Genomic DNA, 12,276 nt, shown 5'->3' on the forward strand with positions numbered 1-12,276 from the left:
ATCCTCCTCTTAAAGAAATATAGTGGATAGACTAGCGTTGCAGCTTAGTCTACCCACCAGGTTTAATCGTTAGTAATTATTCAGCTCCACTAGCTGCGATATTATCCTCGATTTGTTTAACAGCTTCTTCTAAAACTTCACCAACATCGTCGCCGCTCGCGATGAATTGAAGCGCGCTACCCATTGGATCCCAAACTTGTTGCATTTGTGGGATGTTAGGCATTGGCTCACCATATTGAGTTTGCTCAGCGAAAGCACCGATGATTTCATCGTTAGCAATTTCTTCGCTATCTAAAGCTTTTTGTAATGCAGGCATTTCACCAGCAGCTTGGTAATATTTCATTGCATTGTCATAGCTTGTGATGAATTTCATCAAGTCGATCGCCCACTCTTGATTTTCAGAGTAAGAGCTCAACATCCAAGTTTTAACGCCAACGAAAGACTTAGGAACGTCCCCATTGTCAAGCTTAGGTAATGTAGCAGTACCTAATTTGTCACCAAGAGCTTCTTTATAATTAGCGATGTTCCAAGGACCTGTAAGTACAGATGCAACTTTACCATCAGTGAATAATCCATTCATGATATCTCCGTTGATCTCTTTAGGGATGTAACCATTGTCAAACCAAGATTGAATCAATGCTCCACCTTCAACAGCGCCTTCATTAGCAAGACCGATGTCAGAAGCGTCGAAACCGGAACCATCGTTGTTAAAAACATAACCGCCGTTACCAGCGAAGAAAGGATAGACGAAATAGAAGTTAGTTGCTTCCATTAAGAATCCGTACTCGTCTTTACTGTCATCTGTTTTCTCTTCCGCAACTTTCATAAGACCTTCCATTGTTGCGATTTCTTCAGCAGAAACTAGGTCTTTATTATAGAACATACCGTAAGTTTCAAGAACTTGTGGTACACCATACACTTCTCCATCAACTGTTACAGCATTGATAGCTGTCTCGCTGTAAAGAGCAGCATCTTCTCCTAAGTCGATAGGATCTGCAAGACCACGAAGAACGATATCACCGATACGGTCATGTGGGCCGAAGAATACATCTGGACCTTTTTTTGCAGGACCATCTAAAGCAAGTGCTTCCACTTGATCTAACATAGCCATAGCATTTGTTTTAACTTCAATACCAGTTTCTTCTTTATAAGCTGCAAAGATTTCATCTAATGCCGCTTTTTGTTTCTCATCATCATTTACCCATACTGTAAGGCTTTCTGGCTTATCTACACCTTCAGTAGTAGTACCTTCGCCTTCATCAGCGTCGTTGTTGCCACCAGCATTGTTAGTCTCACGTTGTGGACCACATGCAGCCAGGACGCCTAAAGTAAGGACGGCAACCATTAACATTGTTAGGAACTTTTTCATTTTGACCCCTCCGTCATTTGAATAGTCTTTCTACTAAATTGCACAAACGATTGCATAACAATGAAAGCGAAACCATTTAGCGCTTACATTTCAATGAAAACGATTGCACAACTTTCACTTTTTATTATACATGTATTCGCCCAATTGACAACCTGTTTTTTTCGAAAAATTTAATATAGTGATAGTTAATAAGTTTAAATTAGCAATCTATTTAAGTTCCAACCTTGATAGATATGAGTTTATTAAAAGTTCTTCAGGACTTTTAATCTATGATTTTTTTTCATCTTCCCCTCTCTCTTTCAAGCTGTTTCTCTTTTCATTGACAACGCTTACGTTTTGACATACCCTTATGTTGAATAAAATGGCAATGAAACCATTTCAACCATTTTTTTTCACAAAAAATGCAAGCGATTGCATGAAGGAGAGGTTGAAAGCTATATGCTAAAGGAAGCAATATTCCATCGTCCCAAGAATAATTTTGCATACGCGTATAATGAAACGACATTACATATCCGTCTGCAAACTAAGAAAAATGATGTAGACTCTGTTGAATTGATATACGGCGATCCTTATGTATGGGAAAAAGACCAGTGGATTTCAAAAAGAAAGCCGATGAAAAAATCAGGTTCCGATGAGCTTTATGATTATTGGCTTGCAGAGGTTGCCCCTGAGTACAGACGTCTTCGTTACGGATTCGCAATGACATCAGGCGGAGTAGAGTTAATTTACAATGAAAAAGGCTTTTATGAAGAGGAACCGAAAGATTGCGGTCTCTATTTTTGCTTTCCATTCCTTAATAAAATAGATGTTTTCCAAGCTCCTGCATGGGCAAAAGATACGGTATGGTATCAAATATTCCCCGAACGCTTCGGAAACGGCAACAATGAAAATGACCCTGTAGGCGCACTTCCATGGGGAAGCACGGAGCCTTCCACGACCAATTTTTTTGGCGGTGACTTTGAAGGTGTCATTGATCATATCGATCATTTAGTAGAGTTAGGAATTAGCGGCATCTATTTCACTCCTATTTTCAAAGCACATTCAAATCATAAATATGACACCATTGACTATATGGAAATTGACCCTCAGTTCGGCACGAAAGAAACTTTCAAAAAGCTTGTTGAAGTATGCCATGAGCATGGTATCAAAGTCATGTTGGATGCTGTTTTCAATCACAGCGGCTACTATTGGGCACCTTTCCAGGATGTCTTGAAAAATGGAAAAGAATCGAAGTACAAAGACTGGTTCCATATTTGGGACTTTCCAGTAGTGACAGAACCTAATCCGAACTATGATGCTTTTGCCTTTGTCTCTCAAATGCCTAAACTTAATACGGAACATCCAGAGGTTAAGGATTATTTATTGGAAGTCGGCCGCTATTGGGTAAGAGAGTTTGACATTGACGGCTGGAGATTGGATGTTGCCAATGAAGTAGACCATCAGTTCTGGAGAGACTTCCGTAAAGCTGTGAAATCGGAAAAAGAAGATGTATATATCCTTGGAGAAATATGGCATGACTCGATGCCATGGTTGCAAGGAGATCAATTTGATGCAGTTATGAACTATCCGTTTACTACTGCAACACTTGATTACTTGGCTAAAAACAAAACGAAGGCACAGGATTTCGCAAATTCCATTTCAAAGGTAATGCATTCCTACCCTGCAAATGTGAACGAGGTTGCTTTCAATCTGTTGGGAAGTCACGATACTCCACGTATTCTAACGATTTGTGAAGAGGACAAAAACAAGTTGAAGCTTTTGTTCTTATTTCAATTATCTTTTATCGGAACTCCATGCATCTATTATGGAGATGAAATTAGCATGACAGGTAATCAGGATCCAGGTTGCCGCAAGTGCATGATTTGGGAGAAAGAGAAACAGGATCGTGAAATGTTCGATTTTGTTAAGAAATTGATTGCGCTTCGCAAGGAAATACCTGTGTTCGGAAACCACGGAGATATCCGTTTCATTGAAGCAAATGATGAAACCAACCATGTAATGTATGAGAAGTTTTCCGGTTCCGCTGAGGAGTCGATTCTGTTTGTGGTGAATAACAGTGATCAGGAATTGGTAGTGACTTTGCCTGAAAGTACAAAAGGCGAGGTATTGCGAGATCTATGGACCGGGGAGGAGTTTGCTGCAGAAGCTGAGACGTTGCAGGCGAAGCTTCCCGCTTACGGCTTTATGGTATTGGCTTATTGATTGTTTTTGGCTGAAAGTTAGGTATAGATTCTTGCACGATTGATGGGGCCCGCTAAGTATTTAGCGGGTTTTTATGACTTTCTATGCACCAATCTCCTATACTCCATCGGCGTCGTCCCTTCCATCTTCTTAAACAGCTTGGAAAAATAAGTGACATCATCAATGCCTACCTCGCGAGAAATGGCTGAGACCTTATACTCCGTTTCCGCCAACAGACGTTTAGCGTGATGCATACGGTAATGGGTCAAATATTGCATAGGGCTTATCCCAATCGTTTTTTGCATACACCTAGTAAGATAATCAGGATGGAAATTCAATTCCTCTTTCAAAACACTCATATTGATGTGTTTCTTATAATTCTCTTGAATGTATTTCATTGCACTTTCGCAAACCTTTTCGGTTGCGCTCGGAATGGAAAATGCCTCTTTTTGCAACTGGACGATAAATTCAGAGAACTGGATTTGTTGCCTCAAATAATCATCAGGTACATGTGCATCTCCATCTCTGATACTTAGCAGCGTTTCCAATTGCTGCTCCACAATCTCCCTTCTTTTCACTTCACCAAATTGCGGGATGTGAAACTGATAGTGACCCACTTCTGTAAAAGTTGGCTCCTTTTTATAAACAAAGGACCAATCCAGCTCTTTATCTTCTACCATAAGATATTCATTGTCGGGAATAACAAAGTGAAGCCAGAAGTAATCGGTTTGATCCGTACAATCTGCATATCCCTCATGCCTTTCTCCAGGAACCAATATGACATATTGCCCCTCTTTCACTTCAAATTTCTGTTCTCCCTCTTGCATAAACAAAGTTCCTTTTTTCACATAAAGCAAATCAAAAACGGTAAACACCCTAGAGAAATGACATTCTCCTTTATAAAATGTGTATTCCCCTCCCCTTATGAAGGTTGGAAATGGCGGAATTGACATTGCTATCATTGACATTCTTTACACCTCAAGTCGTAATAATCCAATAAGTATCGAAATTCTCTCTTTCTATTATAATGAAATCCGTTTAAACTAGGAATGGTTTTATGTCGGATTCATCAAAAGGAGTATCCTCAATGAAAGAAAACAACACAAAAAAATTAACTCTATTTGCCTTAACATGGCCAATATTCATAGAAATTCTCTTGCACATGCTGATGGGGAATGCAGATATATTAATGCTTAGCCAATATTCGGATGACTCGGTGGCAGCAGTCGGGGTTGCAAATCAGATCCTATTCATGCTGATAGTCATGTTCGGCTTTATCGCTACAGGAACCACGATTCTTGTTGCACAATATTTAGGAGCGAAAAACAGAAATCTAGCTGCAGAAGTGACTGTCGTCTCCATAGGTGCCAATCTGATATTCAGTGTTGCCATCAGTATTGCTGTGTTTCTTTTTAGTTCCAAGCTTCTATTAATAATGGACCTTCCTCCCAACCTCCTATCTGAGGCTGATTCTTATTTAAAACTGGTTGGAGTTTTCTCCTTCATCCAGGCGCTTGTCATTACAATCGGTGCTACCATTAGAAGTTACGGTTTCACCAGGGATGCCATGTATGTCACCATCGGAATGAATATCATTAATGTAATAGGAAACTATTTATTCATCTTTGGTCCATTCGGAATTCCGGTTCTTGGTGTGGACGGTGTGGCGATTTCCACTGTGGCAAGCCGTACGTTGGGATTGATTGTGATTACGATCCTACTTTTCAAAAGAATTGAAGAGCCGTTGCCTTTCGGAAAAATGTTCCGATTACCTGTTGAACACCTGAAAAATCTTTTGAAAATAGGCATTCCATCAGCTGGTGAACACCTATCCTATAACACTTCACAGATTGTTATCACTTACTTTATTGTCATGATGGGAACGGAAGCACTAACCACCAAAGTGTACGCACAGAGTCTGATGATGTTCATTTTTCTTTTCAGCGTCGCAATCAGTCAAGGGACTCAAATTATGATTGGTCATCAGATAGGTGCAGGTCAGGTGGAGGATGCCTATAAACGTTGCCTCAAAAGCTTGCGACTTGCGATTTTGATTTCTGTGTTGACTGCAATACCCATTGCCATTTTCTCTGATACCTTGTTAGGCTTTTTCACTTCAAACCCTGACATTATCGCACTTGGCGGAACATTAATTTTGTTGACGGTCATATTGGAGCCCGGCCGCTCGTTCAACCTAGTAGTCATAAATGCCTTGCGTGCTGCAGGGGATGTAAAATTCCCGGTCTATATCGGCATATGCTCGATGTGGGGTGTTAGTGTTACTGTTTCCTATATACTTGGAATTCATTTCGGCCTTGGACTTGTCGGTGTATGGATTGCCATGATATTAGATGAATGGTTGCGTGGAATCATCATGCTGTTCCGCTGGAGATCACGTGTGTGGATCAACAAATCGTTTGTGCAAAAACAAGCATCCTAGCCTTACAAAAAGCCCTCTTAATCGGAGGGCTTTTTACATTGTCAGGTTTCCTTACAAACTAGTAAGCGCTTTCGACTGATTTTTTTGATAATTCCTATTGCAACCAACATAATTATAGAATATGATATAAAACATAACTACAGATGTTAGGAAACATAACATTGAATTAAAGGAGAGATATCGATGAAAAAAGTGGAAGCCATCGTCAGACCAGAAACTTTCCGCACTCTTCGTGAAAAATTAGAAGAAGTCGGAATCAACGGATTAACAGTCTCAGAAGTTGCCGGTTGCGGACAACAAAAAGGACAACAAGGTTTGTTTAGAGGAAACACATTTGAAATTAAATTGCTGCCAAAAGTGAAGGTGGAAATGGTAGTGGAAGCCGAGTTTGTGGATGAAATTGTACAGATCATTCAAGAAACCTGCTCAAGCAACACCGTCGGGGACGGGAAGATTTTTATCTATCAGATTGAAGACGCCATACGGATCCGAACTGGAGAGAACGGCAAACTGGCAATTATCTAACTTAATCAAGAAAGGATGATACAAATTGAAGAAAAAGATTGGTTTACTAGTTACTGGCGGAATGTTGATCAGCTCCACTGCACACGCACAGGCACCTACAGTCGAAGGCCTCAGTGTTTCCCTTGATATGGTGTGGATTATGGTTGCAGCACTTTTAGTATTTTTCATGCATGCAGGTTTTGCCATGGTGGAATCTGGATTTACACGTTCTAAAAACGCCCTCAACATTTTAATGAAAAACTTCCTTACCATTTCCATAGCCGCTGTCCTATATTTAGCCTTAGGTTATGCCATCATGTTCGGCAGCTCAATAGGAGGCTTTACCGGTTTGGACGGTTTCTTTCTGAGAGGTCACGAGGACCAAATAGGCTTTTTCGTCTTTCAAGCTATGTTCGCCGCAACATGTGCTACCATCATTTCCGGTGCTGTGGCAGAACGCATGAAGCTATCAAGCTATATTTTATTAACGGTTGCCATGACGGCACTAATCTATCCGATTGTCGGCCACTGGGTATGGGGTGGAGGCTGGTTGGCGGAACTAGGCTTTACCGACTTTGCAGGATCTACCGTGGTACATTTGACCGGTGCACTTGGAGCAATTGTTGCCGTCAAGTTCCTGGGCGCACGTCTTGGAAAGTATGCAAACGGAAAAGTGAATGTCATTTCTGGTCATAACATCCCGCTTGGGGCACTTGGCGTCTTCATCCTTTGGTTTGGGTGGTTCGGATTTAACGGGGGAAGTACATTGGCGGCAGACCCGTCCCTTATCCCACATGTCATCACGACTACCTTACTATCCGCTTCCGCTGGAGTGTTGGCATCCGCATTTTATACAAATCTACGCTATAAACGCATTGATCCATCATTAACACTTAATGGTGCGTTGGCAGGGTTGGTTGGAATCACTGCTGGTACAGGAGATGTTTCCCCGATTGGTGCGATCATTATCGGGTTGATCGCAGGAGTTCTTTTAGTAGAGGCAGTTACTTTTATTGACCGCAAATTGAAGCTAGATGACCCTGTCGGTGCCATTGCGGTTCATGGTGTCTGCGGAATTTGGGGTACACTTGCAGTCGGTCTATTCTCCACATCCTCCGGTTTATTTTACGGAGGCGGGATCACTCAATTAGGCATTCAGGCCATCGGTGTGATTGCAGTTACAGCATGGACGATCGGTTCCGTGAGTGTATTTCTCTTTATCGTCACTAAGTTCACCAGCATCCGTGTTACGAAAGAAGAAGAGATTTCCGGACTTGATTTTGCAGAGCATGGTTCTTCTGCTTATGAATTAAGAGAGTCGGTATTCTCCGATAACAGCTCTGCTCCTGAATTCGGAACAGGCCTTGTCCACCGACTCAATAATTTGGGAAGCTCAGCAAAAAAAGCTAAAGCTAACTAATATTAAGGCTCTGTTAAGCACCGCTGTTGCTTTCCGCGGGGCGACCTTGAGACTCCTCAGGCTTTGCCCTGCGGGGTCTCAAAATTGTCGCTACTCTCCCGCAGGAGTCTACGCCTTTTGCTCCAATCAACAGCTAGAAACCATCACATTAACTCAATTTCTTCATATAATTTGAATAGAGCTAAGTATAAAAAGTTTCCGTATCGTCCAACATGAATAAAACAAAAGGCGATTCATGGCAGAGCCCATCGGATCGCTTTTTTGCATATACAAAACATATACAATCATTTAACTATGATGATATAATTCCTCCTAGAGGTGATAATTTTGAACACTAGCACGTGGGAAAAAATGATTTTCCGATTTTTTATTATTTGGTACATATGCGGCGTCGTTCTGTTAACCTTTGACCTTCTACCACCATGGCTGGAATGGGCAAATGTCGTATTCCTGGTGACAGCAGGAACTCTTGGAGCGATTTATTTTATAAAAAACTACCGTGGCATCGGAGTTATTTTTACATTGGTTGTATTCTTCGTATCCATGGCTGCCGAGCATTTCGGAGTGAAATTCGGTTTCCTCTTTGGCAACTACTACTATAACTCCTATTTCGGACCAAAACTGTTTGATGTGCCAATCACGATAGGCTTTGCCTGGGTTTTGGTCATATCGACCTCCCATGTGATTGCACTGAGAGTCATTCCCCATGCATCCATTTCCACCAAAGCTATACTCGGCGCTCTTGCTACGGTTGTGTTGGATCTGATTATTGACCCGGTCGCGTTCATCGCAAAGGAGTATTGGATATGGGAAAGCACAAGCTTCTATTACGACATTCCGATGTTCAATTTTTACAGCTGGTTTGGATTATCCTTAATGTTTCATTTATTCCTATTACTTTTTTCGAAAAATATTTCTTCAAAGGAAAACATCTATTGGGAAAAGAATATGTATGTATTATACGGGATGATGGTTGCAATGTTCTGTATGATAGCCGTTACAGCGCAACTTTATTTAGCTTTGACCGTGACAATTATTCCAACACTTCTCCTATACGTGGCCACTCTGAAACTAAAGGGGTTAGCGCATGATTCCAGCAAAAAAAAGCAGTCAGTTTGATTTCTTTTTTCATCAGTTCAATAAACGCTTTCTTCGATTTCATTTCAGGGGAGTACATTACGCGGATGGACCAAATGTTTCCATCCCACCATCCCCTGCTCTGTTTATCGTCAATCATAGTACTTGGTGGGACGCACTCGTTGTTTTTCATTTGAATCAGCTTGTGATAAGACAGGAGAGTTACGTAATGATGCATGAAAAAGGTATCAAGGAATTCTCTTTTTTTCGCAAAATAGGAGCTTTCTCCGTGAACAGAGACAATCCAAAGGATATTGTTCGTTCCATTAACTACGCAAAAGATAGATTGAAAGAAGAAAAAACCCTGTGGCTGTTCCCTCAAGGAGATGAACGTCACCTTGAGATTCGGCCGCTCTCTTTCCTTCCCGGCGCGATTCATATCGTGAAAAATACCGATATTCCGATTGTTCCCGTATGCCTGTACTATACATTTACCGGTGAGAGAAAACCTGAAGTATTTATCAAACTTAATGAACCCCTCTTTTACTCTCAGCTTGAGGGTGCTTCATCCAAAGAGAAAAATCAATTCCTGGAAAATCATTATACCGTGCTGCTGGATAAAGTGAAGCAGGAGGTTATTAAGCAAGATATCGCAAATTACCGTTCATTATTTTAATTCTTACTGTGATTAAATAAGGAGGGAATCGATTTGGAACTATTCATCTACCTGTTATCCGCCCTGCTATTCGTTTCTTTCCTTTGGATTATCGTCAATGGCCTGTTCTATCCCAGTTTTCAGAAACCGGATAAAGTGTATGTAAATCCCCTAGTTTCCATCCTTGTACCAATGCGAGATGAAGAACGAAATGTTCTTCATCTAATTGAAAACTTAACCCAATTGACTTTTCCAAACCTGGAGATTATTTTGTTGGATGACCATTCATCCGACGCCACTTATTCGTTGGCTCTCGGTCACATCAATAAAGATAGTCGATTCTCGATCATCCAGGGAGCTCCCTTGAAAAAAGGCTGGGCCGGAAAAGTGCATGCCTGTTATCAGCTTTCCCTTGCTGCAAACGGAGACTACCTTCTATTTCTGGATGCAGATGCAAGACTTAAAAAGAACACCATAGAGAAGATGCTTCCCTTTTTCCGGAATGAAAAGGTAGGGTTGGTAACAGGCTTTCCTCATTTCCCGGTTACATCATGGCTAAGCAAATTACTTGTGCCAATGCAGCATTTTGTTATCTGGCTCCACCTTCCCCTTGGACTGGCAAATTACAGCTCCTTTAAGCCCGCAAGTGCTGCGCATGGCGCGTTCATGTTTTTTGAAAGAAGCGCCTATGATTTTGTAGAGGGGCACTTTTCTGTAAAGTCGAGCATTGTGGAGGATGTCCATCTAGCACGGGTTATGAAAGAGCATGGCTTTCAAGTGAAACTAATCAATGCAACACCTTATGTTACCTGTCATATGTACGAAACCAATCGGGAAGTTTGGAATGGCTTTTTGAAAAACATTTATATAGGAATCGGGAAGTCACCTGTCATGGTAACCGTATTAACGATCTTTTACAGCTTGTTTTATGTGTTGCCTCTATTTTTGGCGTTTCTATCCCCTATCTACGGTATCTGGTTTTTAGTGCCTCTAGTGTTGGTCTGGATGCAAAAGCTCTATATCGATTTGCAAACGGGGCAACTTTCCTATCTGTTTCTATTCATGCCACTAAGCGCACTCGCTTTCCTAGTCATCCTGCACGCCTCCATGTGGAAATCATTGAAGAAGCAACATTATATCTGGAAGGGTCGTGCCTATAAATGAAAAAGATCGTTGTTATCGGAGGAGGTCTTGGAGGCTTATCAGCTGCCATCACCCTAGCCACCAGGGGTTCTAACGTAACGTTATTGGAAATGAACAGCCACTTAGGAGGAAAGCTGATGCCTGTTCAGCTCGGTCAGGCATCTTTCGATTTTGGACCGAATACCATCACCATGCCTGATGTTTTTCGTGAGGTAATTTCTCAGACTGGGGAAAATCCTGAAACCTATATTGATTTTATTAAACTGGACTCCCATACGAGAAATATCTCTTCTGAAGGTACCATATTCGATTTCAGCGCTGATAAAGAAAAAATGCTCGAGCAGTTAGGGAATCTCGATCCCATTGGTGCAAGGAACTATCCTGCTTTCTTAGAGGAAGTCACTCGATTATACAAACTTGGAGAATCCCAGTTTTTTCGCAGAACCTTTACCTCCACTAAAGATTACTTGTCACCGAGTTTAGGTGCTTCTTTTGGCAAAGTTCGACCACTGCAATCCTTACATAATTTTCATCGGAAATATTTCACCAACCCGTTTGTCATTCAAGCGTTGGATCGCTATGCTACCTATATCGGTTCCTCTCCCTATGTTACCCCTGCCACATTTGGCCTGATCGCTTACTTGGAACTGGTGGATGGAGTCTTCTATACGAAAGGCGGAAACACTAGAATTGCAGAAGGATTTGAAAAGGTTGCCAGAAAACTTGGTGTCACTATCCTGACCAATTGCAAGGTTACGAGTATCGAAGTGAAAAATAAGAAGGCGGTTTCCGTATCAACCGAAAATGGCGAGCTGTACCCGGCAGATACGGTTGTCATGAATGCGGATTTGCTCGTCGCATATCCAGAACTTGTGAATGAACTGGACAGACCACATTTTTCCGATAAAAAGGCGGAAGGCTATGAACCTTCCATCTCCGCCTATGTACTTCTTGCCGAAATGAACAAGAGGCATTCCGAATTGCTTCATCATACCGTTTACTTTTCAGGAAACTATAAAGAAGAGTTTCAAAGTCTATTTAAGAATAAAGAATATGCAAGTGACCCTACCATCTATCTGAGCAATTCTTCTTTTACGGAAAGGGAGAAAAGTCCCAATGGAGATAATCTGTTCATCTTGGTGAACGCACCTGCAATTTGCAGGCACCATACCGGCGCTTCAGACAATCACAAAGAGTTGATTTACGAAATTTTAGCTCAAAAGGGTCTATCTCTAAAGGAACATGTTTTGACAGAAAGGGTAATTGACCCAAGCGATATCCAATCCCGATTCGGAGCTTTCAAAGGCGCTTTGTATGGGGTTGCTTCCAACCGAAAAATGGATGCCTTCTTCCGCCCCAGAAATAAATCCACTGACATCGGAAATCTCTTTTTTGTCGGAGGCTCCACACACCCAGGGGGAGGCTCTCCAATGGTCACACTCTCGGGATTGAATATAGGAAAGCTTATTGCAGAAGGCAACTAAAAA

Annotated in this window: 10 protein-coding genes; 8 read left to right on the top strand and 2 right to left on the bottom strand. The window is 41.5% G+C overall.

The genetic code is table 11. From position 1 onward, the window contains the following. Positions 1 to 76: 76 nt before the first annotated feature. The gene (locus tag AB685_RS13450; protein ID WP_047971117.1) at positions 77 to 1,369 is read right to left on the bottom strand and encodes an extracellular solute-binding protein; all 1,293 of its coding nucleotides are present in this window, start codon (positions 1,367 to 1,369) and stop codon (positions 77 to 79) included. A gap of 438 nt (positions 1,370 to 1,807) precedes the next feature. Between AB685_RS13450 and AB685_RS13455 the strand changes: the two genes are divergently transcribed. Further along, positions 1,808 to 3,571 (top strand): alpha-glycosidase, encoded by a 1,764-nt coding sequence (locus AB685_RS13455; RefSeq protein ID WP_047971118.1) that lies wholly within the window; start codon positions 1,808 to 1,810, stop codon positions 3,569 to 3,571. A gap of 71 nt (positions 3,572 to 3,642) precedes the next feature. Here AB685_RS13455 and AB685_RS13460 read toward each other — a convergent pair whose 3' ends face one another. Next, complete coding sequence (locus AB685_RS13460; protein WP_241773292.1) at positions 3,643 to 4,398, bottom strand: AraC family transcriptional regulator; 756 nt, start codon at positions 4,396 to 4,398, stop codon at positions 3,643 to 3,645. Between the two features lie 239 nt (positions 4,399 to 4,637). Here AB685_RS13460 and AB685_RS13465 point away from each other — a divergent pair, with 239 nt between their 5' ends. The 7 genes from AB685_RS13465 to crtI all read left to right on the top strand — a co-directional run bounded on the left by AB685_RS13465 (position 4,638) and on the right by crtI (position 12,273). Beyond that, positions 4,638 to 5,990, top strand: a complete 1,353-nt coding sequence (locus AB685_RS13465) for an MATE family efflux transporter (RefSeq protein ID WP_047971120.1) — start codon at positions 4,638 to 4,640, stop codon at positions 5,988 to 5,990. Positions 5,991 to 6,173: 183 nt separating this feature from the next. After that, positions 6,174 to 6,515 carry a P-II family nitrogen regulator gene (locus AB685_RS13470; RefSeq protein WP_047971121.1) on the top strand — a complete coding sequence of 114 codons (342 nt, stop codon included), beginning with the start codon at positions 6,174 to 6,176 and terminating at the stop codon, positions 6,513 to 6,515. 61 nt (positions 6,516 to 6,576) lie between these two features. Then, the gene (locus AB685_RS13475) at positions 6,577 to 7,914 is read left to right on the top strand and encodes an ammonium transporter (protein WP_128755872.1); all 1,338 of its coding nucleotides are present in this window, start codon (positions 6,577 to 6,579) and stop codon (positions 7,912 to 7,914) included. A 351-nt stretch (positions 7,915 to 8,265) separates the two neighbouring features. Continuing rightward, the gene (locus tag AB685_RS13480) at positions 8,266 to 9,033 is read left to right on the top strand and encodes a carotenoid biosynthesis protein (RefSeq protein ID WP_047971394.1); all 768 of its coding nucleotides are present in this window, start codon (positions 8,266 to 8,268) and stop codon (positions 9,031 to 9,033) included. After that, positions 9,002 to 9,667: a lysophospholipid acyltransferase family protein gene (locus AB685_RS13485; protein WP_047971123.1), complete on the top strand. Its 666-nt coding sequence runs from the start codon at positions 9,002 to 9,004 to the stop codon at positions 9,665 to 9,667. The genes AB685_RS13480 and AB685_RS13485 overlap by 32 nt, the downstream gene beginning before the upstream one ends. A 33-nt stretch (positions 9,668 to 9,700) precedes the next feature. Continuing rightward, a complete protein-coding gene (locus tag AB685_RS13490; protein ID WP_047971124.1) occupies positions 9,701 to 10,810 on the top strand; it encodes a glycosyltransferase family 2 protein in 1,110 nt (369 codons plus the stop codon). After that, positions 10,807 to 12,273: a phytoene desaturase family protein gene (gene crtI, locus AB685_RS13495; RefSeq protein WP_047971125.1), complete on the top strand. Its 1,467-nt coding sequence runs from the start codon at positions 10,807 to 10,809 to the stop codon at positions 12,271 to 12,273. Before AB685_RS13490 ends, crtI begins: the two co-directional genes overlap by 4 nt. Positions 12,274 to 12,276: the final 3 nt, after the last annotated feature.

The sequence above is a fragment of the Bacillus sp. LL01 genome (assembly GCF_001037965.1).